General features: G+C 45.1%; 28 protein-coding genes. 8 read left to right on the forward strand and 20 right to left on the reverse strand.

Annotation, left to right across the window (positions count from 1 at the left end; translation table 11 throughout):
• Nucleotides 1-71: 71 nt before the first annotated feature.
• Nucleotides 72-1,484 (reverse strand): replicative DNA helicase, encoded by a 1,413-nt coding sequence (gene dnaB, locus IEY18_RS08165; protein ID WP_188919636.1) that lies wholly within the window; start codon nt 1,482-1,484, stop codon nt 72-74.
• A 168-nt stretch (nt 1,485-1,652) separates the two neighbouring features.
• Here dnaB and IEY18_RS08170 point away from each other — a divergent pair, with 168 nt between their 5' ends.
• The gene (locus IEY18_RS08170) at nt 1,653-3,845 is read left to right on the forward strand and encodes a S46 family peptidase (protein ID WP_188919638.1); all 2,193 of its coding nucleotides are present in this window, start codon (nt 1,653-1,655) and stop codon (nt 3,843-3,845) included.
• Between the two features lie 162 nt (nt 3,846-4,007).
• On the forward strand, nt 4,008-4,349 hold the full coding sequence (locus tag IEY18_RS08175; protein ID WP_188919640.1) for a hypothetical protein: 342 nt from the start codon (nt 4,008-4,010) through the stop codon (nt 4,347-4,349).
• Between the two features lie 95 nt (nt 4,350-4,444).
• On the opposite strand, the gene rplI is transcribed toward IEY18_RS08175, so the two are convergent.
• Genes rplI through rpsF form a run of 4 tightly spaced genes read right to left on the reverse strand, consistent with a single transcriptional unit; the run spans nt 4,445 to nt 5,872 of the window.
• Entirely contained in the window at nt 4,445-4,897 is a 453-nt protein-coding gene (gene rplI, locus IEY18_RS08180) for a 50S ribosomal protein L9 (protein ID WP_188919642.1), read from the reverse strand.
• A gap of 31 nt (nt 4,898-4,928) precedes the next feature.
• The gene (rpsR, locus tag IEY18_RS08185) at nt 4,929-5,156 is read right to left on the reverse strand and encodes a 30S ribosomal protein S18 (RefSeq protein ID WP_188919644.1); all 228 of its coding nucleotides are present in this window, start codon (nt 5,154-5,156) and stop codon (nt 4,929-4,931) included.
• Between the two features lie 12 nt (nt 5,157-5,168).
• Entirely contained in the window at nt 5,169-5,474 is a 306-nt protein-coding gene (gene priB / locus IEY18_RS08190; RefSeq protein WP_188919645.1) for a primosomal replication protein N, read from the reverse strand.
• An 8-nt stretch (nt 5,475-5,482) separates the two neighbouring features.
• Nucleotides 5,483-5,872, reverse strand: a complete 390-nt coding sequence (gene rpsF / locus IEY18_RS08195; RefSeq protein ID WP_188919647.1) for a 30S ribosomal protein S6 — start codon at nt 5,870-5,872, stop codon at nt 5,483-5,485.
• 228 nt (nt 5,873-6,100) lie between these two features.
• Between rpsF and IEY18_RS08200 the strand changes: the two genes are divergently transcribed.
• Nucleotides 6,101-6,844 (forward strand): DUF481 domain-containing protein, encoded by a 744-nt coding sequence (locus IEY18_RS08200; RefSeq protein WP_188919648.1) that lies wholly within the window; start codon nt 6,101-6,103, stop codon nt 6,842-6,844.
• 92 nt (nt 6,845-6,936) lie between these two features.
• Here IEY18_RS08200 and rlmB read toward each other — a convergent pair whose 3' ends face one another.
• From rlmB to zapE, 8 genes are all read right to left on the reverse strand, one after another.
• Entirely contained in the window at nt 6,937-7,677 is a 741-nt protein-coding gene (gene rlmB / locus IEY18_RS08205; protein WP_188919650.1) for a 23S rRNA (guanosine(2251)-2'-O)-methyltransferase RlmB, read from the reverse strand.
• Between the two features lie 4 nt (nt 7,678-7,681).
• Entirely contained in the window at nt 7,682-10,138 is a 2,457-nt protein-coding gene (rnr, locus tag IEY18_RS08210) for a ribonuclease R (RefSeq protein WP_188919651.1), read from the reverse strand.
• A gap of 58 nt (nt 10,139-10,196) precedes the next feature.
• Nucleotides 10,197-10,841, reverse strand: coding sequence for a tetratricopeptide repeat protein (locus IEY18_RS08215; protein WP_188919653.1), 645 nt, complete (start codon nt 10,839-10,841; stop codon nt 10,197-10,199).
• Between the two features lie 134 nt (nt 10,842-10,975).
• Nucleotides 10,976-12,271: an adenylosuccinate synthase gene (locus IEY18_RS08220; protein ID WP_188919655.1), complete on the reverse strand. Its 1,296-nt coding sequence runs from the start codon at nt 12,269-12,271 to the stop codon at nt 10,976-10,978.
• Nucleotides 12,272-12,337: 66 nt separating this feature from the next.
• A complete protein-coding gene (locus tag IEY18_RS08225; RefSeq protein WP_188919656.1) occupies nt 12,338-12,526 on the reverse strand; it encodes a DUF2065 domain-containing protein in 189 nt (62 codons plus the stop codon).
• Between the two features lie 258 nt (nt 12,527-12,784).
• Nucleotides 12,785-13,177 (reverse strand): 30S ribosomal protein S9, encoded by a 393-nt coding sequence (gene rpsI, locus IEY18_RS08230; RefSeq protein WP_188919657.1) that lies wholly within the window; start codon nt 13,175-13,177, stop codon nt 12,785-12,787.
• Nucleotides 13,178-13,192: 15 nt separating this feature from the next.
• Nucleotides 13,193-13,621: a 50S ribosomal protein L13 gene (gene rplM / locus IEY18_RS08235; protein ID WP_188919659.1), complete on the reverse strand. Its 429-nt coding sequence runs from the start codon at nt 13,619-13,621 to the stop codon at nt 13,193-13,195.
• A 275-nt stretch (nt 13,622-13,896) separates the two neighbouring features.
• Nucleotides 13,897-15,009: a cell division protein ZapE gene (zapE, locus tag IEY18_RS08240; RefSeq protein WP_188919661.1), complete on the reverse strand. Its 1,113-nt coding sequence runs from the start codon at nt 15,007-15,009 to the stop codon at nt 13,897-13,899.
• 265 nt (nt 15,010-15,274) lie between these two features.
• Here zapE and IEY18_RS08245 point away from each other — a divergent pair, with 265 nt between their 5' ends.
• From IEY18_RS08245 to degS, 3 genes are all read left to right on the forward strand, one after another.
• Complete coding sequence (locus tag IEY18_RS08245) at nt 15,275-15,715, forward strand: Z-ring associated ZapG family protein (RefSeq protein WP_188919662.1); 441 nt, start codon at nt 15,275-15,277, stop codon at nt 15,713-15,715.
• Between the two features lie 107 nt (nt 15,716-15,822).
• Nucleotides 15,823-17,175, forward strand: a complete 1,353-nt coding sequence (gene degQ / locus IEY18_RS08250; protein WP_188919664.1) for a Do family serine endopeptidase DegQ — start codon at nt 15,823-15,825, stop codon at nt 17,173-17,175.
• Between the two features lie 145 nt (nt 17,176-17,320).
• Entirely contained in the window at nt 17,321-18,403 is a 1,083-nt protein-coding gene (degS, locus tag IEY18_RS08255) for an outer membrane-stress sensor serine endopeptidase DegS (RefSeq protein ID WP_188919666.1), read from the forward strand.
• A gap of 98 nt (nt 18,404-18,501) precedes the next feature.
• Here the strand turns inward: degS and murA are convergent, their stop codons facing one another.
• The 7 genes from murA to IEY18_RS08290 form a co-directional block, all read right to left on the reverse strand.
• Nucleotides 18,502-19,761: a UDP-N-acetylglucosamine 1-carboxyvinyltransferase gene (murA, locus tag IEY18_RS08260; RefSeq protein ID WP_188919667.1), complete on the reverse strand. Its 1,260-nt coding sequence runs from the start codon at nt 19,759-19,761 to the stop codon at nt 18,502-18,504.
• 10 nt (nt 19,762-19,771) lie between these two features.
• The gene (locus IEY18_RS08265; RefSeq protein ID WP_188919669.1) at nt 19,772-20,047 is read right to left on the reverse strand and encodes a BolA family protein; all 276 of its coding nucleotides are present in this window, start codon (nt 20,045-20,047) and stop codon (nt 19,772-19,774) included.
• A gap of 23 nt (nt 20,048-20,070) precedes the next feature.
• A complete protein-coding gene (locus IEY18_RS08270; RefSeq protein WP_188919671.1) occupies nt 20,071-20,367 on the reverse strand; it encodes an STAS domain-containing protein in 297 nt (98 codons plus the stop codon).
• On the reverse strand, nt 20,367-20,999 hold the full coding sequence (locus tag IEY18_RS08275) for an MlaC/ttg2D family ABC transporter substrate-binding protein (RefSeq protein WP_229779801.1): 633 nt from the start codon (nt 20,997-20,999) through the stop codon (nt 20,367-20,369). Before IEY18_RS08275 ends, IEY18_RS08270 begins: the two co-directional genes overlap by 1 nt.
• Before the next feature lie 63 nt (nt 21,000-21,062).
• Nucleotides 21,063-21,533 (reverse strand): outer membrane lipid asymmetry maintenance protein MlaD, encoded by a 471-nt coding sequence (gene mlaD, locus IEY18_RS08280; RefSeq protein ID WP_188919673.1) that lies wholly within the window; start codon nt 21,531-21,533, stop codon nt 21,063-21,065.
• Nucleotides 21,534-21,578: 45 nt separating this feature from the next.
• Complete coding sequence (mlaE, locus tag IEY18_RS08285; protein WP_188919675.1) at nt 21,579-22,364, reverse strand: lipid asymmetry maintenance ABC transporter permease subunit MlaE; 786 nt, start codon at nt 22,362-22,364, stop codon at nt 21,579-21,581.
• Nucleotides 22,351-23,163, reverse strand: coding sequence for an ATP-binding cassette domain-containing protein (locus IEY18_RS08290; protein WP_188919676.1), 813 nt, complete (start codon nt 23,161-23,163; stop codon nt 22,351-22,353). Before IEY18_RS08290 ends, mlaE begins: the two co-directional genes overlap by 14 nt.
• Nucleotides 23,164-23,362: 199 nt before the next feature.
• Here IEY18_RS08290 and IEY18_RS08295 point away from each other — a divergent pair, with 199 nt between their 5' ends.
• Nucleotides 23,363-24,325 (forward strand): calcium/sodium antiporter, encoded by a 963-nt coding sequence (locus tag IEY18_RS08295; protein ID WP_188919678.1) that lies wholly within the window; start codon nt 23,363-23,365, stop codon nt 24,323-24,325.
• Between the two features lie 53 nt (nt 24,326-24,378).
• Nucleotides 24,379-25,356: a KpsF/GutQ family sugar-phosphate isomerase gene (locus tag IEY18_RS08300; protein WP_188919680.1), complete on the forward strand. Its 978-nt coding sequence runs from the start codon at nt 24,379-24,381 to the stop codon at nt 25,354-25,356.
• Nucleotides 25,357-25,359: the final 3 nt, after the last annotated feature.

Consider the following 25,359-nt stretch of genomic DNA (forward strand, 5'->3'; position numbering starts at 1 on the left):
TGAAATAAATAACAACCATCAGCAACTTCGGATTCTAGTGCTAACACTGAATCAACCTGCAGCGCTGGGGTTTAATCTTCTTCGAATTGTGGCCCTGCGTAATTATCGAATCGAGAGAATTGTCCTTGGAAAGTTAACCGAACACGACCAATAGGGCCGTTACGCTGTTTACCAATAATAATCTCGGCTGTGCCTTTATCTTGCGAGTCATCGTTATAAACTTCATCTCGATAAATAAACATAATCAAGTCGGCATCCTGCTCAATCGAACCCGATTCACGCAAGTCGGAGTTTACTGGCCGTTTGTCTGCACGTTGCTCCAATGAGCGGTTGAGCTGAGACAGAGCAATCACGGGAATTTCTAGCTCTTTAGCCAGTGCTTTTAACGAGCGGGAAATTTCTGCAATTTCAAGGGTACGATTGTCAGATAAAGCGGGAACCTGCATCAGCTGTAGATAATCGATCATGATCATCGATAAACCGCCATATTCACGGGCAATCCGTCGGGCGCGACTACGTACTTCCGTTGGTGTCAATCCTGAGCCATCATCAATGTACATTTTGCCTTGCTCAAGCATGATACCCATCGTCGACGAGACTCGTGCCCAATCCTCATCATCAAGCTGACCCGTACGGATTTTGGTCTGATCCACACGACCTAAAGAAGCAAGCATACGCATCATGATCTGCTCAGAGGGCATCTCTAAACTAAAAATGAGCACAGGCTTATCTTCATTCATCGCGGCCTGTTCACACAAGTTCATCGCAAAGGTAGTTTTACCCATCGATGGACGTGCAGCCACAATCACTAAGTCACCGGACTGGAAGCCGGCAGTCATCTTATCTAAATCACCAAAACCACTCGATACCCCGGTCACGCCGTTATGTGGATTGTTATACAAATCTTCAATTTTATCGACGGTCTTCTCTAAGATGGTTTTTATGCCCTCAGGGCCTTCATTGGCATTGGTGCGTTGCTCTGCAATTTTAAATACTTTGCTCTCGGCCAGATCTAACAGTGCTCCGGAATCTCGCCCTTCGGGGTTGTATCCCGCATCCGCAATATCATGGGCGACACGGATCATATCTCGAACAACGGCACGCTCGCGGACAATTTCAGCATAAGACAGAATATTGCTAGCGCTTGGCGTGTTTTTCGCGATTTCACCAAGATAAGCAAAGCCCCCAGCATCTTCGAGTTCATCTTCAACTTCAAGCTGCTCAGAAACCGTAATCAAATCGATAGGCTGGCTACTTTCCACTAGCTTATGCATCGCCGCAAAAATCATCTTATGCGAACGGGAGTAAAAATCGTCTTTAACGACAGCTTCAGAAACTTTGTCCCATGCATCAGCATCAAGCATTAAGCCACCTAAAACAGACTGCTCCGCTTCTATAGAATGCGGTGGCATCTTCAATGCATCAAGTTGTGCATCTTTAGGTTTAAAGTTCTTGGCTTTGTTAAAACCACCTTGCTGTGACATTAAGACTCCATTACCTGATTGAAGGCAAACTATGTTATAAACGCTGGGTCAATTTGAACAGGAAACTCTCACCATCAAAACCGCAATCATCGCGCCTTTTCAGGCACACTGCGGTCGAGTGCTAGTCAGCTGTTACGAAAAACTAATCAATTATAATAAGGAATGAACATGCGCTACGCATTGGTAGCAGCTCTCATGCTGTCTTCCGGTTTGGCCATCGCAGATGAAGGCCAATGGCAACCTTATCAAATGCCATCTATCGCCGACAAACTAAGCGAACGCGGTATCCAAATCCCTGCCAAACAACTGGCAGATCTGAGCCAGTACCCAATGAACGCGGTCATCAGCCTCGGCTATTGTACCGCCAGTTTTGTATCGCCCCAAGGCCTAGTTGTGACAAATCACCACTGTGCATATCGAGCGATCCAATATAACAGCAAAAAAGAACACAACTATTTAGCCAACGGCTTCCTCGCCAGCGACCAACAACAAGAGCCGTCAGCCGGCCCCAATGAGCGGCTCTATATTACCGAAGCTGTGACCAATGTGACAGAAAAAGTCACCCATGATCTAAGCGAAGAGCCTCTAACTCGATACCAAGAAATCCAGCAAAACTCTAAACAGCTAATAAAAGCCTGTGAAAGCGACGACAACTACCGCTGTTCAGTGCGTAGTTATCATAATGGTTTAGAATATTATCTGATCAAACAATTGATTATTCGTGATGTGCGTCTAGTTTATGCACCACCTGAAAGTGCCGGTTCCTATGGCGGTGATATTGATAACTATGAATTCCCCCGCCACAGCGCCGACTTTACTTTTTTACGCGCCTATGTGGGTAAAGATGGGAAGCCTGCGGCTTATCACGAGGATAACGTACCCTTCACCCCCAAAAGCTACCTGAGAATTAACGCCAATGGCGTAAAAGCTGGCGACGGCGTATTTGCAGCAGGCTACCCAGGCTCAACCAGTCGTTACCGCTTAACTAGCGAACTAAAATTTGCTAGCCAATGGCTATACCCAACCTATGCTGATTATTATCAGCGTCGGATTGAAACGATTGAATCCATGTCAGCAACTGATGCTGACGTCAAAATTAAGTACGCTGGCGGTTTGGCGTCAATGGCCAATCGTATGAAGAAGCTTAATGGTCTACTTGATGGATTCAAAGCCACAGATATTGTCGGCATAAAACAACAAAAAGAAGATGACTTTCTGGTGTGGGTGAATCGAGAAGATCCCGAGCAAGCAAAGGTCATTGAAAACTTAGAAGCACTACTCACTGAGGAGCAATCAGCGCAGCAGCAAAACTATTTTTTCACAATAGCGCAATCAAGCGCGCTTCTTGATGCCGCGAAAAAGCTCTATCGCTTGTCACTAGAAAAACAAAAGCCTGATGCGCAGCGAGAACAAGGTTACCAGCAACGTGATATGAAACTATTTGCAGGCCGACTCAAACGGATTGATAAGTCTTTTGCCGTTGCGGTTGATAAAATGCTGTGGCAACAAGATATTCAAGCTTATCTTGCTCAGAATAATCGCGTTAAAGCTCTCGATTCACTTCTTAACCAAAATCTAGAAACAGAACTCAGTGCCAAGCTTGACGGCTTTTACGCTTTAACAACGTTAAAAGACAGAAAGCAGCGTCTAAAGTGGATGGACGCGGCGCCAAAACAGTTTGAAACCAGCAGCGATCCTTTTATCCGCATGGCTGTCGCGCTTCACGACACCAATATGGCTCATGAGAAAGCCATGAAAACGCTACAAGGAAAACTGTCAACTGCACGACCAGCTTACATGGCCAGCATTATCGCCTATAACAAGGCCAATGGTTGGCCAGTCTACCCTGACGCCAACGGTACTTTGCGTATTACCTACGGTATGGTCGATGGTTATCAATCTCGCGATGCATTGTACAAACAACCATTTACCCGTTTGGAAGGTCTTGCGGCTAAACACACAGGTGCAGAGCCATTTAATGCACCGCAGAAGATCTTAGACGCGATTGCCGCGAAACAATATGGTGAGCATAAAGTTAGCTCTGTGTATGCAGATCCACGGAGCTGGATTTGCCGCTTATTCTCATGCCTAGATAAGCCAGAGGAATTTAACTCAGTGCCGGTAAATTTTCTTTCTAGCGTAGATACCACCGGCGGCAACTCAGGCTCGCCAGTATTTAACGGCAAGGGGGAACTGGTTGGACTTAACTTTGACTCCACCTATGAAGCAATTACCAAAGATTGGTTCTTCAACCCAACCATCACCCGCGCAGTTCATGTGGATATCCGCTATATCCTGTGGATGATGGATGAAGTTGACCGCGCCGAAAATTTACTGAATGAACTTGAGCTCGTGAAGTAATACTAGGCTTCAGTAACACTGCTTCGCTAAAAACCTCATTGTTAGCCCAATGAGGTTTTTTTGCCTTCCCGACAATAGAAACACTTCATTGCCAACTCAAATAAATTGAAAAGCGTCAGTCGCTAAGATAGGTTTAATCCATCAGCGAAATAGGAATAAAATATGGATATTTATCAGATCATTAAAAACTTTCGCATCAGTGACGTTTCAAGAGAGGCGGGACAAGCCAAATCCCATGCGCGGGCCAATGAAGTAACGCTACGCGGACTTCAAGATCAAATTGATCACTTATCCATGGTTTGTTTAGCCATGTCGGAGCTGCTGGAAGAAGTTGGTTTTAACAAGCAAATGCTTGCCGCGAAAATCCAGGAGATTGATTTGCGTGATGGCAAATTAGATGGCAAGTATATCCCTGCAATAAAATTCCCAGGTTGCAAGCGGGAATTAGCGCCAAGACATGTGAAGTGTATGTATTGCGGCAGTGAGATAAAAAAGACTCTATGATATAAACAACTCGACCAGCCAAATCTCTCCCATAAAAAAACACCGCCGAGGCGGTGTTTTTTGCTAAATCTATTTAGCTTAAAGCCAACTAGTGCTTAGTCTTCTGCAACAACAGAAAGCTTAACAACAGCTTTAACTTCAGTGTGTAACTGTACTTCAACTTCAAACTCACCAGTGTTACGTAGTGCGCCTAATGGAAGACGAACTTCGCTTTTAGCAAGTTCAGCACCAGCAGCAGTTACTGCGTCAGCGATGTCACGGTTACCGATAGAACCGAATAGCTTGCCTTCGTCACCCGCTTTAGAAGCGATAACAACAGATTCAAGCGCAGCGATTTTCTCAGCGCGAGCATTAGCAGCAGCAAGCTCAGTAGCAAGCTTAGCTTCTAGTTCAGCGCGACGAGCTTCAAACACTTCAGTGTTAGCAGCGTTAGCAACTACAGCTTTACCTTGAGGTAAAAGGTAGTTACGAGCATAACCAGCTTTAACAGAAACTTGGTCACCCAAGTTGCCTAGGTTAGCGATTTTATCAAGTAAAATAACGTTCATTATCTATAATCCTCTAAATTCGATTACTGTCTTACTGATGTAAATCAGTGTAAGGCAGTAGAGAAAGATAACGAGCACGCTTGATAGCACGAGCTAGCTGGCGTTGGTATTTAGCACTAGTACCAGTGATACGGCTAGGAACAATCTTACCGCTTTCAGTGATATAGTTTTTCAAAGTTGGGATATCTTTGTAATCAATTTCTGTAACACCATCAGCGGTGAAACGACAGAACTTGCGACGACGGAAATAACGTGCCATTTTGACAGTCTCCTAAGTTTTCAATTCGACATTTTCAGCGTGTAATACCAAGCGGTTTTGACCATTTCGACTTTGTTGCAATGCAATAAAGCCTGTCACCTCGATATCCACGCCTGCTTTAAGCTTATCTGTAACGTTTTCAAAACGTTCGCCACTCATCACCACTTGCATTTGACAGTACACATTTCTCAGCAGTTCTGCTTCAAAACGTTGTGACTTGTGTTCCAGCATCACCACACAATGGTCGATTCCTGCTGGGCTGGTAAAGCGCCTGGAACGGGTTATTGTTCCCGACAACACCAAGTGATTGGTGGTCACTGATAAACTTACTCGGCGGCTTCTGCTGCTTGTGGAGCAGGACGCTCTTCAGTCGCAGCACGACGTGAATCACGCTCATCTTTAGCTTTAGCCATTGGCGAAGCTTCAGTGATAGCAGCTTTAGTACGCATTACCATGCTACGAAGCACAGCGTCGTTGAAACGGAAAGCTGTTTCTAGTTCTTCAATTGATTCAGCAGTAGTCTCTACGTTCATAAGAACATAGTGAGCTTTATGCAATTCAAGAATTGGGTAAGCCAGTTGACGACGGCCCCAGTCTTCTAAACGGTGGATTTGACCGCCAGCTTCAGTGAAAATCGCTGAATAACGCTCAATCATACCAGGTACTTGTTCACTCTGATCAGGGTGAACCATAAATACGACTTCGTAATGACGCATTTATTGCTCCTTACGGTTATCTAGCCTCGTTGTTGGCTCAGTCAGACCTAATAGAGGCAAGGAACTAAAATGAAAGTGACTGAATTAGGCGCGAAATAGTACAGAAAGACAAAGGAAAACTCAAGCAATAACTTTGCTGCCCACTTGATTAAGGGTATGATAATGCACCGCCGAAACCACAAAGGTTTACGGAGCGGCCTGTTCCTTCAATTTCAATAAGAATGATCCATGCGAAACCTTGCCTTTTCTGTCCTGATATCAGTTGTTTCTATCAATGCTTGGGCGCTAGTGCCACCAGACTACCGTGAACCACCAAGCGACCTGACAGCCGAAATTGAAGCTGGATTTCAATTAAACACCGGGAATACTGAATCAAGTAGTTTCAATAGCCGCGTCAAACTTGTTTATGACGGGGAAGCTTCTAAGCAAGAAGCAACGGTGAAGGCTTATTTTGCGTCTGATTCTGAAAAAACCACCGCAGAGAAATATGACTTACAACTTCAGAGCAACTACAAGCTGAAAGAGGGTTATATCTTTGGTCGCGGCGATTTTACTTGGGATGAGTTTGGTAGCTACACACGCTTGTCAACCGTATCGAGCGGTTATGGTTTTGATGTAGTGAATAATTCGAAAACCAACCTGAGTTTAGAAGTCGGTCCTGGTTATCGTTACAGCATGCCAAACCAAACCGATGATGACCCCTCCCCTCGCTCAACCCGAGAACTCATTCTTCGTGCCGCCACCAAACTTGAACATAAAGTCCATGAGTACACCACAATTAATGCCGACCTGACGGCCGAAAGCGGTAAGGACAATAATACGCTGACATTGGACTTAAACTATAAGAATCTTGTCTTTCAAGATTGGGCATTCAAAATTGGTGTAAACGTCAAATATACTGAGGTGGTACCAGAAGGCAGCGAGCAAGTGGATACAATCACCAGCTTTAATTTACTTTATACATTTCAATAGCTGGCTGTAGATATAAGCGATGAGAATAAAGCTTTTAAGGCAGAGATAAAAAAGCCGCTCCAATAAAGAACGGCCTTTTCGATATCTATCGCTTATGCTTGGCGTTGACGTACCGCTTCAAATAAGCAAACACCTGTTGCAACAGAGACGTTCAAACTTGACACCTCACCAGCCATCGGGATGGAGACTAGTGTATCGCAGGCTTCGCGAGACAATCGGCGTAGACCTTTTCCTTCCGCGCCCATGGCAATCGCTAACGGGCCTTTTAAGTCGGCTTGATACAACTCGCAATCAGCTTCTCCTGCTGTACCGATAATCCAGACGCCCTTATCTTGCAAATAACGCATGGTTCTCGCCAAGTTAGTGACTTGGAACAAAGGCACGGACTCTGCAGCACCACACGCAACCTTGCTCACAATCGAAGTGATCCCAACTGAGTTATCTTTTGGCACAATAATGCCTTGAACTCCTGCCGCATCCGCATTACGCAGACATGCCCCCAAGTTATGCGGGTCAGTGACACCATCTAGAATCAGTAAAAACGGCGTTTCCGTTTTGCCTAGGAGTACATCTAACTCATTATCACTCAGAATTTTTGCAGCTTTAACCCGCGCAACAATCCCCTGATGTTGGCTGCTATTGGCTTTATTATCAAGCACTTTTCGGGCCGACGTTTGCACCGAAACGCCAAATTCCTTGGCCGTTTTAATCAGTGGCAATAAACGCTCATCTTCTCGACCTTGCAATAGCCACATCTCGATGATGCGCTCTGGTGTGTTTTTCAATAGCGCTTCTACGGCGTGGATACCAAAAACAATATCTTGTTTCTTCATTTATCTATTTTCTCGTTTTACGTTTCGCAGCTTTAGTTTTGTGGGTCGCGGTTTTAACTTTCTTGCCAGCAGACTTTTTGGGTTTCGCTTTGGCCTTACTGTTAGTCTTGGGTTTCGTTCGCCCAGAAGACTTTTTACTCTTTGGCTTCTTACGTTCTGCACCTTCGTCTGTTGCACCTTTGGATTTAGCACCTCGTTTGGCACCTTCAAGGTTTGCCCGCTCACGTGCGGTCATCGGTTTTCTACTGGTATCTTTGCGCTTACGACGCCCTTCATCGCCAATCATGACTAAATCGATTTGACGGTCATCTAAGCTGACTGCTGCCACTTTAACTTGCACGGCATCACCAATTTGATAAACCTGTCCGGAACTTTCACCAATGAGTCGCTGACGTTTATTGTCATATTGGTAATAATCGTTTGCGAGGCTAGATATATGGACCAAACCATCGATAAACAGCTGATCGAGCCTTACAAATAATCCAAAGCTCGTCACCGAAGCCACAACGGCATCAAATGTATCACCCACATGGTCTTGCATGAACTCACACTTTAACCAATCACTGACATCACGGGTCGCTTCGTCTGCACGGCGCTCAGTGGTTGAACATTCTTCTCCCAACTGGTCTAGCTCGTCCAATTGATAATGATAGCCGCCATCAGCCGTCCATTTATCGGTCAGCTCACCTTGGCAGTGCTGTTTTGCCAACAAGTAACGGATCACTCGATGCAGCACTAAATCTGGGTAACGGCGGATCGGCGATGTAAAGTGGCTATACTCCTCTAACGCCAAACCAAAATGGCCTTCATTATCCGGTGTATAAATCGCTTGCCGCATTGAGCGAAGTAGCATCACTTGGATAAGCTCCGCATCTGGACGCTCAATAACTTTCTCCATCAGAGCCTGATAATCACTTGGTTCAGGTTCTAAACCGCCACCTAATGTCAACCCGCGCTCCGACAAGAACTCTTTAAAGTTCGCCAGTTTTTGTTCAGACGGCGCTTCATGAACTCGATATAACACTTCGCCTTTATGTTTTTTCACAAACCGAGCAGAGGCCACGTTGGCCAAAATCATACACTCTTCGATGATTTTATGAGCTTGGTTGCGAGAACGAGGCACAATGGCATCAATTTTTCGATGCTCGTTAAAAACAAATTGAGTTTCAACGGTTTCAAATGCAATTGCTCCGCGCTCAGCACGGGTTTCATCTAACGTTAAATAAAGTTGCTGCAAACATTGAAGGTGTGGGAACAATGCTTCGTGCTCATCAGCAATATCACCGCCTTCCAACATGTCTGCCACTTCTGTATATGTAAAACGGGCATGGGACTGCATCACTGCAGGGTAAAACTTATAACCTGACAGTTTACCGCGAGCAGAGATCGTCATTTCCGCGACCATACATAAACGATCAACATGAGGGTTTAGTGAGCACAACCCATTTGAAATTTTTTCCGGCAACATCGGAATCACTTGGGAAGGGAAGTAAACGGAGTTCCCGCGCGAACGCGCTTCAACATCCAATGCCGAGCCCGTTCGAACATAGTGGCTGACATCGGCAATCGCGACCCACAAACGCCAACCACCACTCGGTTTTGTTTCTGCGTATACCGCATCATCAAAGTCGCGCGCGTCTTCACCATCAATCGTTACCAGTGGTAAATGACGTAAATCAACTCGGTTTTCTTTGTCGTCTTCACTGACTTCATCCGGGATACGTCTGAGCTTTTTTTCTATCACCGACGACCACGTATGGGGTAAATCATAGTTGCGCAAAGCAATCTCAATCTCCATTCCAGGAGCCATTTGCTTACCCAGAACTTCCGTCACTTTGCCAGCTGCTTTTACATAACGCCCTGGGCGGCGAGTTAATTCAATAACGACGACATCACCATGACGGGCGCCCTGGCTATCTTCTTTTTGGATCAGGATCTCCTGAGCGATTCGTTTGTCATCAGCAATAACAAATGCCATCCCACAATCAACATGGTAGCGCCCAACTAACGGAGCGCTTCGCTCTTGAACCAAACGCACAATTCTCGCTTCTCTTTTTCCACGACGATCCACGCCAGCTCGCTGAGCCAAGACTTTGTCACCATGAAAGTACATTTGCATATCACGGTTTTGAATAAAGAGATCATCGCCTCCTTCATCCAGCTTTAAAAAGCCAAAGCCGTCACGATGGCCGATGATGGTTCCGCTCAGCAGATCCATTCTTTCAGGCAATCCATAGCATCGCCCGCGAGTAAATACTAACTCACCATCTCTTTCCATCGCGCGCAGACGTCTGCGTATCGCTTCCTGCTGCTCTTCATCAACAACATTGAGGGCAATAGATATTTGTTCACGAGTAAGGGGGGATTTTTGTGAGCGCAGATAATCTAAAATGAACTCTCGGCTCGGAATAGGATTTTCGTATTTGTCTTGCTCACGCTCAAAATGAGGGTCTTTTATCATTCAATTTCCAATATATTGACCCTCACACTCGATACTTCATCGACGAATGATTGGGCCTTTAGTGTGTTCTTAAGTGAGCCTTTTGGGCTCTTGCCACGATGCTTGCAGGCATCTTTGCCTCAAGTCTTTTTAGCAGCGTCATGGCTGTTTTTTTCGTTTTTTCATCACTAATGACTGCGTTATACAGCCAGTGATAACCGTATTCATAATCACGTGCGCTACCATAGCCTTGGCCAAACAAACGCACGAGCATGATTCTTGCCGGTAAGTCACCGTTCGCAGCAGCTGGCAGCGCATATTTCACTGCTCGTTCCGGATCCTTCGTTACAAACTTCCCTTGATTATAGTACTCCGCAACGCGAACCATGGCTTCGGCGCTCCCTTGTTCTGCTGCGGTCTTTAGAAGTGCGATTCCTCTCGGGGCATTCGCTTTTACACAAGTTCCATAATTGAGCATTTCTGCCCACAGAAACTGATACAAGGGTTGCTGCAGCACTTCTGAGCGGGCTTCGATATCCTGGACGAGCTGACAGTCATCGGCTTTGACTTGTTGTAAGTATTTGCCACTACGGATCAGCTCTATCAGTTGATCTTGACTGTATATGTCCACAGCTTGGGTTTCAGGCTGGCTCTCTTGAGCCTGTGAAACTGATGCAAAAAAGCTACTGGCACAAATCAAACTTATGTAGATTATCCGCAACATCGGAACCTCGTCACTAAGAAAGGGATATTCTTAACATCGGCATTATAACGTATTTCTTGAACAAGATCCGACCAACTAAATTTCGCCCATAAAAAAGGCCGCGATAGCGGCCTTTTAATCAACATCAACAAGACTTAGTTAAATGGGTTGACTAAGATCATTGTCTCGTTGCGATCAGGGCCTGTTGAAATCACGTCAATCGGCGTTTCTAACAGCTCTTCAATACGTTTGATGTAATTGATAGCAGCTTCGGGAAGCTGATCAATTGAAGTTGCGCCAAAGGTGTTGTCACTCCAGCCCGGCATGGTTTCAAGTACTGGGGTCACTTCTTCATAACCCTCAGCCGCAAGCGGTGTAACCGTCGCAACTGAACCATCTGGATATTGGTAACCGACACACAGCTTCACTTCTTCTAAACCGTCTAATACATCCAGTTTAGTCAAACAGAAACCGCTCACGCTATTGATTTGAACCGCACGTTTCATTGCGACGATATCTAACCAACCAGGACGACGCTTGCGCCCTGTCGTGGCGCCAAACTCGTGTCCTTTGGTACCTAAATGGTCACCGATTTCACAAGCAAGCTCTGTTGGGAAAGGTCCGGCACCAACTCGCGTGGTGTATGCCTTCATGATGCCCAAAACGTAATCAATATGGCGAGGGCCGAAACCACTACCTGTTGCAACACCGCCTGCAGTTGTATTTGACGAGGTCACAAACGGATAAGTACCGTGGTCAATATCCAGCAAAGTACCTTGTGCACCTTCAAATAGAATCGGTTCACCCGCTTTACGCGTTTGATCCAATAGTTCGGTAACATCAGTACACATTGATTTTAGATAATCTGCAATCGCTAAGGCGTCAGCGAGAGTTTTGTCATAATCAACGGCTTCAGAGTCATAATATTCTGTAAGCATAAAGTTGTGATATTTCATCACCTCTTTTAGCTTCTCAGCAAACAACTCTGCGTTAAACAGATCACCAACGCGTAAGCCGCGTCGAGAAATTTTATCTTCATAAGCAGGACCGATGCCGCGTCCGGTTGTACCAATCGCCTTATTGCCACGAGCTTTTTCACGAGCAATATCTAGAGCACAATGGAATGGCAGAATCAGCGGACATGCTTCAGAGATCAATAGGCGTTCCTCAACGGGAATACCACGCTCTTTAAGCATGTTAATTTCTGTCATGAGTGCTTCAGGAGAAAGTACAACGCCGTTACCGATAATGCATTTAACATTATCGCGTAAAATTCCTGACGGGATCAGATGAAGAACAGTTTTGTCGCCATCAATAACCAAAGTATGGCCGGCGTTATGACCGCCTTGATAACGAACTACATATTTTGCTTGTTCGGTAAGCAGATCAACTATCTTACCTTTTCCTTCGTCACCCCATTGGGTGCCCAGAACAACTACGTTTTTGCCCATTGTATGCTGCTAGGTTGCGATTAAAGCGAAATTTTAACAGATTAATGGGGGGAATTGGCAAGATCTTTATGAAAAAATAATCAATAGAACTATTCCACTTACAAGTATTGACCCGCCAATTCTTTGCAAAACCCTTTGGTTTTGTTGAGAAATTTCTAGCATATAGGCACGCCATTTATTTGGAAATAGACAAGGTCCAATGCCTTCTAGTACTAACATTAAGCCTATCGCCAACATAAAGGTTTGAAAGGTCATTTAACTTTTTCCTCTTTAAAAACAGTAACAAACAGCTCACTTTATGTTCAGAAAAATCCAAGGGGATTATTGTTCAAAAATTAGAACAAACATTCCATTGTAATGATGGTTTGTGCAACCCCATCATAAAAACAAAGAAGTGCGAAACCCTTTTGTAGCAACCAGTCTAAAACAAGCCAAATGTCGAAACTGTGAAAATAAGCACCTTAAAAGAAAAAACCCGGCATAGGCCGGGTTTTTTGCAATCTCTTGGGCGAATTAACGCTTCGAGAATTGTGGCTTACGACGTGCTTTACGTAGACCCACTTTCTTACGCTCAACTTTACGAGCGTCACGGGTAACGAAACCAGCAGAACGTAATGTAGGACGTAGTGCCTCATCAAGTTCCATTAGTGCACGAGTGATACCATGACGAATTGCACCTGCTTGACCAGTGGTACCACCACCTTTCACAGTTACAACGATGTCTAGTTTATCAGTCATTTCAACTAGCTCTAGTGGCTGACGAACAACCATACGAGAAGTTTCACGACCAAAATACTCGTCCAAAGGACGTTGGTTAACTAGGATGTTACCACTACCTACTTTAGCGAAAACGCGAGCAGTAGATGTTTTGCGACGGCCAGTGCCGTAGTACTGAGTTGCAGCCATTATGCTTACTCCCGTTTAGATATCAAGAACTTGAGGTTGTTGTGCAGCGTGGTTATGTTCTGCGCCAGTGTAAACTTTAAGTTTACGGAACATAGCGCGGCCCAAAGGACCTTTTGGTAACATACCCTTAACCGCTTTCTCGATGATCATTTCTGGCTTATGCGCCTGCAGCTTCTCGAAGCTGATTTGCTTAATGCCACCAGGGAAGCCTGAGTGCGAGTAGTACGTCTTGCCTTTCGCTTTGTTGCCAGTTACGGTTACTTTCTCAGCGTTAACAACGATGATGTAGTCGCCCGTATCAACGTGCGGAGTGTATTCAGCTTTATGCTTACCGCGTAAACGGTTAGCAATTTCAGTAGCGATACGACCCAAAGTTTTGCCGTCAGCGTCAACGACATACCAGTCACGAGTTACAGTTTCTGGCTTAGCAGTAAAAGTCTTCATTTACAAAAACCCAAAGTTAAAATTCTGTCACACATGCTATCTACAGAAGCGTAAATAACACAAAAATGCCTATCCCCTGCCCCTTCGAGCAAAGAAATTTGGCTAAAAACATCCGCCCAATTGGCGGAGTAACGTGGGCAGGTCGCGAATTATAGACAAAGCTGACGTAAAAATCACCTGATTTTTTAGTTACAAGGTAAATTTTTCTCAAGATAAAGCCGGCATCTGCCGGCTCAAATTGAAAACGCCAGAAGTATGGTGCTCAACGAAAATAATTAAGGTAAATGCTCTAACGCTAAGTAATCGTGAGATTGCATTTCAATGAGCCGGGAGCGGCAACGATTGAATTCAAACGTAAGCTGACCATCGGTATAAATCTCTTCCAAAGCAACTTGGGCAGACACAATAAGCTTTACATTGCGTTCATAAAACTCATCGACTAACGCCAAAAAGCGTCGCGCAATATCATCTCCAGTAGAACTATGCCCCATCTGCTCGACGCCACTCAGTAAAACCGTATGATAAGTTTGCGCCAACTCCATATAATCTCGCTGACTCCTTGGTCCGTCACATAGCGCACGGAAATCTGCCAGCAACACTCCTTGAGCCTGCTTTCGAATTTGAATATCTCGGCCATCCACCTCTATGGGTGCATCCAGAACTTCAGATTCCGGTGCAAGTTGATCAAAATAAGCAAGTAAGTTTATTTCCGCCTGCGCATCAAGTGGAGAGTGGTAAATTTCAGCTTGTTCTAGAGTTCGCAAACGATAATCAATACCCGAGTCTACGTTTAAAACTTGGCAGTGCTTATTAATGGCTGCAATCGCAGGTAAGAAGCGTGCTCGTTGCAAGCCGTTCTTATATAAGTCATCTGGTACAATGTTCGAAGTCGCAACTAAGGTCACGCCATGGGCAAACAAGGCTTCAAACAACGTCCCTAATAACATGGCGTCTGTAATGTCAGAAACGAAGAACTCGTCAAAGCAGATGACTCGATATTTTTCAGACATCTTTTTTGCGATTACGAGTAGCGGATCTTGCGTACCTTTCAATTCATCGAGTTCGTGATGTAATTGATGCATAAATCGATGGAAGTGCGCTCTTAACTTATTTGTACCGGGCAAGGCCTCATAAAAAGTATCCATCAAATACGTCTTACCGCGCCCGACTCCACCCCATAGATACAGCCCAAGAACGCCTTCAACGGGTTGATTCGCTTTAAAGCTAGAAACCAATCGTCCCCATGAGGATTGAGGTTTAGGCAGCACGAGTAGTTCATCAAATACGCGTTGCAGCGCCTTTACGGCTTGCTCTTGTGCCGCATCTTTCGAAAAACCGTCTCTTTGTAAATCCTGCTGATAATGTTCCCAAGGAGTGAGCTGCGACACTTAGATAATTCTCTCTATGCATTTAATAAACAACCAAATACTACCACAAGTACGCTCGACATAGTCACAGGTCACACTAGAATCGATTTCACTAACTAATGACAAACCAACAGTTGAAAAAAACCATGCGCGTACACATATTTGTTATTAACTTGCATTCAGTCAGCTTCTGCTAAGCGAAGGGTAGGTAAAACCCCTTATTTGAATACAATGTGTTGGCCTTCATTTTGGGGGCTTTTGTTACTTTAAATAAGGAGACTTTAGTATGAGTTGGGTGATTACCGTTGCCGCATTAGCGATTGGTGTTATTTTAGGTTATGTGATTCGTAGCATGTTCTCTCGTAATGCGACCAATAACAGTCGCAATGAAGAGTTAGAGCAAACGAAGCTAGAAATGAGTCAGCATAAGCAAGAGGTTGCAGACCATTTTGACGAGCACTACCAATTGCTCAGCCAATTAACTGAACAATTAAACCGCGTCAATCAACATTGGAATGAATCAGCTCAAGGCCTAGGACAAGATGCAGGAAAGAAATCACTGCAGATCTTAAGCGTTGCACAGGTTGAAGAAACTTCAGAACTCGAAGCAGCACATGCTGATACTGATGAGGCCACAGAAACGGCACCAGAGCAGCCAATTGAAGCTGAAAATCCAACTGATGAATGTAAAGAAAACCAAGTAAAAGAAGATGAAAAAACATCCTGATACATTCTAGTGAGGCAAAATTGCTGAACTTTTTTAAACAACGAAAGGTCGGAGTACTTACCAGGACGTATCACAGTCTTTGAATTAGAAATTGGAGTAACGATTAGATGAAGACAAAAATTTCCTTACTGTCAGCCGCAATCCTGAGCGCTACTTTAACCATGATGCCTGCCACTTCTCATGCCGCGATTCCGCAAACGGTTAATGGTCAGTCAATGCCAAGCCTAGCGCCAATGCTTGAACGTACCACACCGGCAGTAGTCTCTGTGGCAGTATCAGGAACTCATGTTTCCAAACAGCGCGTACCCGACGTATTTCGTTATTTTTTCGGCCCAAATGCCCCTCAGGAACAAGTTAGAGAAAAGCCATTTAGAGGCCTAGGCTCTGGGGTCATTATTGACGCTAAAGAAGGCTATATTGTCACCAACAATCATGTCATTGAGGGGGCTGATGATATTAAAATTGGTCTTCATGATGGTCGTGAAGTCGACGCAAAGTTAATTGGCGCTGATGCAGATTCAGATATCGCACTATTGCAAATTAAAGCCAAAAACCTAACTGAGATAAAATCGAGCAATTCTGATCAACTCCGTGTAGGTGACTTTACCGTCGCCATTGGCAACCCTTTTGGTTTAGGTCAAACGGTCACCTCGGGGATCGTGAGCGCGCTCGGCCGCAGCGGTTTAGGCATTGAGATGCTAGAAAACTTTATCCAAACCGATGCCGCCATTAATAGTGGAAACTCCGGAGGAGCACTCGTTAATTTGAATGGTGAACTCATCGGGATTAATACTGCCATCGTTGGTCCAAACGGCGGCAACGTTGGGATCGGCTTCGCGATTCCAGCCAATATGGTTCACAATCTCATTGATCAAATTATCGAGCATGGTGAAGTTCGCCGCGGTGTTCTTGGTATTTCAGGCCGAGACCTCGACAACCAGCTTGCTGAGGCATTTGGTTTAGACACGCAGCATGGCGGGTTCGTGAATGAAGTGATGCCTGATAGCGCAGCAGAAAAAGGCGGTATCAAAGCTGGCGATATTATTACCAGCATCAATGGGCGAAAAATTAAAACCTTCCAAGAATTACGAGCTAAAATTGCCACTCTTGGTGCCGGTGCCAAAGTTACACTAGGGTTTATTCGTGATGGCGACGAAGAAACCACCAAAGTAACGCTTGGCGAGGCCAACCAAAATAAAGAAGCAACTGCCGGTGCTGTACATCGAATGCTTGCAGGAGCCAGCCTTGAAAATACGAAACAAGGTGTGAAAATTTCGGCTGTTGCTCAGGGCTCTCCAGCAGCACAAAACGGCTTGTTGGAAGGTGATATTATCGTTGGTGTAAACCGCACTAAAGTGAAGAACCTCAAAACACTGAAGAAAATTTTGAAGGATCAATCAGGAACCGCAGCCCTTAAGATCCGCCGCGGAGAAAGCCAGCTGTATTTAGTCTTACGCTAGTCTTATAACGTGCACAAGAACAGGAAGGCATTCAGCCTTCCTTTTTTGTGTTTGCGGCACAAGCCCCAATAAATACAGACCTTTATACACAATTGTTGAATTATGTTACGCTAGTCAGTCTCGTTCATCATAGCGCCTTAATTTCATGTTTAAAAACGCCGTTTTATATGTAGGAAAAGCCGTCATTATTGGCTTGGTGGTCGCCGCCATCTTTCTTATGGCGAATTCTTACTTAACGAATGGAACCTTGCATAGCCAAATCTTTAAACCAAAAGATACTGGCAGGAGCGAGCTATCTTTTGCCAAAGCTGTCCGCCGCGCAGCACCCGCTGTGGTCAATATCTATAGTTTGAGTATCGACCAGCGCCGACCGCTCAACCCTGGAGCACTTCAAGGTCTCGGCTCTGGGGTTATCATGAGCGCGCAAGGCTACATCTTAACCAACTACCATGTAATAAAATCTGCAGACGAAATCGTCATTGCGCTACAAGATGGTCGGAAATTCACTTCTGAAGTCGTCGGCTCAGATCCGGACACAGATTTAAGCGTACTCAAGATAGAAGGTGATAATCTCCCAGTAGCTCCCCTCAATTTGAATAGTTTACCTGAAGTGGGTGATGTCGTTCTGGCTATCGGCAATCCATATAACCTTGGGCAAACCATTACCCAAGGCATCATCAGCGCCACAGGCCGCAATGGTTTAAGCTCTGGCTACCTTGATTTTTTACAAACGGATGCCGCAATTAATGAAGGTAATTCCGGCGGTGCGCTGATTAATACCCAAGGGGATTTAATAGGGATTAACACTGCAGCGTTTAAAGTGGGCGGAGATAGTGGTAACCATGGAATTAACTTTTCAATCCCCACAAAACTTGCCTATAGCATCATGCAAAAGCTCATCAAAGATGGCCGCGTAATTCGAGGCATGCTTGGCGTCTCTGGCGATGCCGTCACCCCAGTAATGGCACAAATTTTCAAATTGCCGGAAGTCAAAGGTGTTTTGATTTCGGGCGTGGACCCAACCGGACCGGCAGCAAAAGCTCAAATTCAGCCTCGAGATCTGATCATTCAATTTGAAGGTGAAGAAGTCCCTGGGTTTGAAATGCTGATGGACCGAGTCGCCGAAACGAAGCCCGGTAGTACGGTCACGTTAACCATTATCCGGCAGGGGCAACCTTACGAAGTTGCTGTTACAATCGCAGAGAAGCCAATCAACTACAGCCAATAGTCCCTCAACAGCGGCAACAAATAAGAAAAAGGCCAATCTGACGATTGGCTTTTTATGATTTTTAAAACGGATAATTCCGACAGATACTCACTGACAAATTAGCTTATGCGAGTGACTTCACCGCCCAGTCCTTGGAATTTCTCTTCAATATGCTCATAACCCCGATCTAAGTGATAAATTCGATCGACTGTCGTGACGCCTTCAGCAACCAAACCTGCTATCACTAAACTTGCCGAAGCCCGTAGGTCGGTGGCCATCACCTGGGCACCATTGAGCTTTTCTATACCGTGAATAATGCAAGTATTGCCTTCAAGCTCCATCGATGCGCCCATGCGAATTAATTCCGGCACATGCATAAAACGGTTTTCGAAAATAGTTTCCGTAATGGTCGCTGTCCCTTCAGCTAAAGCATTCAAAACACAGAACTGAGCTTGCATATCGGTTGGGAAACCAGGATAAGGCACGGTCTTGATGTTCACCGCTTGAGGGCGATTGCCATGCATATCAAGCTCAATCCAGTCATCGCCGGAACTAATGCTCGCCCCAGCATCTTCAAGCTTCGCAAGGACAGATTCCAGCGACCCCGGATCAGCTGAAACACACCGAATGCGACCTCGCGTTACTGCCGCCGCAACCAAAAAACTACCGGTTTCGATTCGATCAGGCATCACTCGGTATTCACAACCTTGGAGAGATTCGACACCTTGAATGCGTACTGTATCTGTACCTGCTCCCTCAATCTTCGCACCCATAGCAATTAAGCAATTTGCTAAATCCACAACTTCGGGCTCACGGGCTGCATTCTCAATAATGGTTTCACCATCAGCTAATGCTGCCGCCATAAGTAGGTTTTCTGTGGCGCCAACACTGATCATATCCATAAAGATATGGGCACCTTTTAAGCGTCCATCGACTCTGGCTTTGATGTAACCTTCTTGCACCTCAATTTGAGCCCCCATGGCTTCCAGGCCATGCAAGTGAAGGTTGACAGGACGCGCACCAATCGCACAGCCCCCCGGCAAAGATACATCGGCTTGACCATAGCGAGCTAATAGCGGGCCCAAGATCAAAATCGACGCCCGCATGGTCTTGACCAAGTCATAAGGCGCGCAATACTGATCAAGCTTTTGGGTTGATATTGAGACTTTGCCATCTTCGAGTTCACTGACTTCTGCACCTAGGCATCGCAGTAGCTGGCAGCTGGTTTTGACATCTCGAAGGTTTGGCACATTACTGACAATAAAATCAGTTTCTGCGAGCACGCCAGCCATTAAAATCGGTAATGCCGCATTCTTGGCTCCCGAAATAACCACTTGCCCCTGCAAAGCACCACTTGTTTGAATTGTTAACTTATCCACGAATTAATCTCTACACCATGTTGAAAACTTTTTCGCGTTTCCATTGAGTCGGCGTGAAAGTCTTAATTGTAATTGCATGTAACTCACCGCTGGTTACTTTATCCATCAGCGGGCCATATATTGCTTGTTGCTGTTTAATTTTGCTTAATCCATCAAAGCAATCACCAACAGCAATAATTTTGAAATGTGTACCTTCGGCAGTCACTTGAAGCTCTTCAAGCGCCATCGCTGTATTCAAAGCTTGTTTAATATCTTCAAGCTTTTGTTCTAATTCATTGTTTTCCATAAATATAATGCCTTTATACAGGTTTAGGCGTCGCCCTTTGATTCAAAAAACTTTTCGAGATCATAGAGTGCGATAAGCTTTTCAAGCTGCGCTGCTGGCGCAACGAGTTTGAAATTTGGATTTAATGTACGTTGTATTGCCAATAATTCAAGCAAAAATGCGACACCAGCACTATCTGCAAATTCCAGTCGCGATAGATTCAGCTGCTGAATATCACTAGACAGAATCTGAGTACGCTGTGACCACAAACTTTTCACTTCAGTAGCAGAAAGACGGCCACTTAAGTTGCACTGATTTGCGTGCTCATTAAAACTGGCCATCAAAGACGGTTCTCCACCGTTTTAGCCGCACTTATATTTTCACCCGTTTTTTTCTTGAGCATCTGAATGACAGAATCAATCCCCTCTTTACGGATCAGCGAGGTCACTTCAGACTGTTTAGAGGCTAAAAGGCTAACGCCTTCAGCCACCATATCAAACGCTTTCCAAGAATCATCTTTGAGACGTCTAACTTTAAACAGCAACTTAATTGGCGGGCGCCCATCCTCAATAATACTGACTTTTACTTCCACAATCTTTTCATGGGTATAATCTGCGCCCTTCTCAAACTGCACTTTTTGATTGGTATATTCAGTAAAAGCTTGGGCATACGTTGAAATCAGGTATCCTTCAAATGCGTCGACAAAATCATGTCTTTGCTGCTTGGTAGTTTCGCGTAAATATTTGCCCATGACTTTATACGAAGCATACTTATAATCGACATAAGGCATTAACTCTTCACGTACGATCACTTTCAAATGACCGGTATCTGCTTCAATCTTTTGAAAGTCTCGATTAAAGCGGTCAAAAGTCTTTTTAGCAACGACTTGTACCATCTCATAAGGATTATGGGTATTCACTTGCTCTGCTTGAATTGCTGCAGAATTTTGAGGCTCAGCTTGAACTTGCGCCATCCCACCCATCAAGCACAAACCGAGTAATGAATTTAATAAAATTTTCATCGTGCTTTTCTCTCCTTATTCGTCTTTATTCGACACGCTATACAAGAACTGGCCAATCAAATCTTCTAAAACTAACGCCGAGCGTGTGTCATCGATTCTGTCTCCATCATCTAACATGGCAATATCATCATCAACAAAGCCAGGTGTTAAACCCAAAAACTGCTCACCAAGTAACCCAGAAGTTAAAATGGCAAGGCTACTGGTTTCCGGAAAACTATACTTTCTATCAATACTAATGGTTACGACCGGCTCTTGCCGATCAGGGTCTAAGTGTATATCCATCACTCGGCCCACGACGACACCTCCAACTTTAACCGGAGAGCGCACTTTTAAACCACCAACGTTGTCAAAGCGAGCCGTTAACTGATATCGACTATCCGCCGACTGCACTTCGATATTCGCAACTTTAAAAACCAGCACCAAAAACGCTGCTATACCTGCCAGTAAGAACATTCCTACGAATAATTCTATTTTCCTTGTCGACATCTTTATCTACCACTCAAATTCATTCAAAAACTAAATATCATATGACTAACGCGCAAACATCATTGCGGTCAGCAGAAAATCTAATGCCAAAACAGCCAAACTGGCTTGTACCACAGTTTGGGTGGTTGCTTTACTAATCCCTTCAGGGTTGGGCACGACATGATAACCACGATAGAGCGCAATCCATGTCACCACAAAAGCGAATACACCACTTTTAATAATGCAATTCACGATATCTTGTCGCCATTCCACTGAAGCTTGTAAAATTGACCAAAAAGCACCGCTATCAATCCCCTTCCACTCTACACCGACAAGGTGGCCGCCGTAGATTCCAACCGCTGTGAACATTAATGCCAGCAAAGGCATGCTAATCACACCAGCCCAAAAACGTGGTGCCACGACTTGCTTTAAAGGATCAATAGCCATCATTTCTAAGCTAGAAAGCTGCTCGCTACTCTTCATTAAGCCTAGCTCTGCCGTCAATGCAGAACCCGCCCGCCCAGCAAATAGCAGCGCGGTAACAACTGGGCCAAGTTCTCTCATGAGCGCCAAAGCCACCATAGGCCCTAAGCTCTCTTCAGTGCCAAATTCAACTAAAACATTGTAGCCTTGCAGCGCGAGTACCATGCCAATAAATAAACCCGATACGAGGATAATGACCATTGACTGGACGCCCACGACATAGATCTGCTTCAACAGCAGTGGCAACCCTTTCTTAAAGTTTGGCTGGCGAACGATCGCCCCCCATAACATAAGGCCTGCACGTCCCAAGCCCGAAATCGCCTTTAGGGTTCTGCGCCCTAGCAGTTGAACGCCATCAGCGACTGCCATTAAGTAATTCCTCTTTATAATCTGGTGCCGGATAATGAAAAGGCACAGGTCCATCCGGCTCTCCGCCGATAAATTGTTTCAGTTGCGGTGTATTGGCTTGCCGTAGCTCAGCTGGCGAGCCTTTTGCGATCACCTTTCGGTCGGCGATAACATAGACATAATCAGCAATGCCAAGCACTTCATCTACATCATGGGAAACCACAACTGAAGTTAAGCTTAACGAATCTGAAAGATCTCGAATCAACTTCACAAGCACGCCCATTGAAATCGGATCCTGCCCAGCAAATGGTTCGTCATACATCACCATCTCAGGTTCAAGCGCGATCGCACGAGCAAGTGCAGCTCGGCGCTGCATACCACCAGATAACTCATTGGGCATCAATTGCGCAGCACCTCTCAACCCTACGGCTTCAAGCTTCATCAACACAATTTTTCGAATAATGTTCTCCGGTAATTCGGAATGCTCGCGTAACGCAAAAGCGACATTGTCAAAAACATTGATATCCGTAAATAGCGCCCCGCTTTGAAACAACATGCTCATACGCTTACGCAACTCAAAAAGCTGGCTACGACTCGCCCCGTGAACATCAACCCCATCGAAAAGAACTTGCCCTTTGCTAGGGGTCAATTGACCACCAATAAGCTTTAACAGTGTCGTTTTACCGATACCACTTGGCCCCATAATCGCGGTCACCTTTCCTCGAGGAATTGTCAATGAAATATCATCGTAAATAACCCGTGAGCCATGCTTAAACTCAAGATTACGAATTTCAACTAAAGGCAAAGGTTGTGAAGTCATGTTTGTGATTGATACCTACTACGAAAAAAGGGAGGAGAAGAGGGAGAGTATAGCCATCCTAGCCACCGTCAAAGAACCGCAAATTGTACGTAATTGCATCCTTCTGTACAACCAAATCGAGACTATCTGCTCATGATACTTTCAATTTTGCTCAAATCCAGCGAAAATGCATGCCAATATTCCACTCAATTGTTAATTAATGTTATTCAATATTGCTATTTTGGTCGCTGGGCTCGCACTTTTAGTGTGGAGCGCGGACAAGTTTGTGTATGGCGCAGGCGCATTCGCTCGTAACCTAGGCTTGCCGCCAATGTTAATTGGTCTGACAATTGTCGCGATGGGTAGTTCAGCACCAGAAATGTTTGTTGCGGCCACGGCAGCACTGGATGGCATGCCCGATACCGCTGTAGGCAACGTATTGGGTTCGAACATTGCCAATATCGCACTCATTCTCGGAATTACCGCTTTAATCGGTCATATATCAGTAAGCTCGCAAACGCTGAAGCGCGAAGTACCATTAATGTTGGGCGCAACACTTTTGGCTGGATACCTTTTACATGATGGCATCCTAAGCTTTGCTGATGGTATTACCTTAGCGATCGCATTTTTTGTGACGATGGCCTACATCATACGCCAAGCGCTTAGCAATAAAACAAAAGATCCTATGGTTGAGGATATGGAACAAGAAATACCCAAAGATGTGCCCACATCTAAAGCTGTCTTTTGGTTAATTGCAGGTTTAATCTTACTCCCGTTATCTGCTGACTGGATGGTTCAAGGTGCCGTAGGAATTGCTAAATCGTTTGGTTTATCAGACCTCGTCATCGGGCTCACAATTATTGCAATCGGGACTAGCTTACCTGAGCTAGCCGCCTCAGTAGCCGGCATATTGAAGAATGAAGATGATCTCGCCATCGGCAATGTTGTTGGCTCGAATTTGTTTAATATTCTCGCAGTTTTAGCAATACCTGGATTACTCGCACCTGGTGCCATTGATGCCGCAGCCAGTGGTCGAGACTTTTATATGGTTTTAGCGACCAGCGCTGCGCTTGCAGTTTTGGTATTATTAAGTGGAAAGAAACGCGAACTTAATCGCGTCCATGGTGCCCTATTATTGATCACCTTTATTGTGTACCAAATCGTTTTATTCCTCGCTCACTAAATAGAAGCGAGCCGTTGGAACAATAAAGGCTACAGCATACAAGAGAGACTAAAATGGTAGAACAAACCCAGCTACGCCAATGGGGACGCAATGTCATTGATATTGAGAGAGATGCCCTCGACAATCTTTATCAATACGTTGACTCCAAAGAGTTCGCAGACGCTTGCCAATTGATATTGGCTTGTAAAGGTAAAGTCATTGTCATGGGAATGGGCAAGTCTGGCCACATTGGCAACAAAATCTCAGCCACGTTGGCGAGTACAGGCACACCTGCATTTTTCGTTCACCCAGGTGAAGCGAGCCATGGTGACTTGGGTGTGCTATCGGAAAACGATATCGTTCTCGCCATTTCCAACTCAGGAGAGTCTAGCGAAATACTCACCCTGATGCCTGTCATCAAACGCATGGGGCTGCCGGTCATAGCTGTCACGGGCAAACCCAATTCTACGATGGCGAAAGTATCGCAATTACATTTATGTATTCAAGTACCAGAAGAAGCTTGTCCATTAGGCCTAGCACCGACGTCAAGTACAACTGCAACACTAGTGATGGGTGATGCGCTCGCTGTCGCTTTACTACAAGCAAAAGGCTTTACAAAAGATGATTTTGCACTGTCACATCCCGGCGGTAGCTTAGGACGAAAACTCCTGCTAAAAGTCAGCGATGTGATGCACAAAGGGAACGGTTTACCCATAGTTGACCATGACATTTGCATCACCGACGCCCTTTACGAAATCTCTAAAAAAGGCTTAGGCATGACGGCGATTGTTGATGAACATCACCGATTAGCCGGCATTTTTACCGATGGTGATCTTCGCCGAGTCATTGATGCGCAAATCAACCTGCGCGCCACAAAAATAGCTGAAGTGATGACGCCGAATTGCATTACGATCACTGAAAATATTTTGGCTGCCGAAGCACTGAAAATCATGGAAGAAAAGAACATTAACGGCCTTATCGTTGTTGACGCTGCCCACCAACCCATCGGAGCTTTGAACATGCTTGACATGGTCAAAGCCGGAGTGATTTAAGCC

The sequence above is a fragment of the Shewanella gelidii genome, from assembly GCF_014647855.1.
GTDB lineage: Bacteria > Pseudomonadota > Gammaproteobacteria > Enterobacterales > Shewanellaceae > Shewanella > Shewanella gelidii.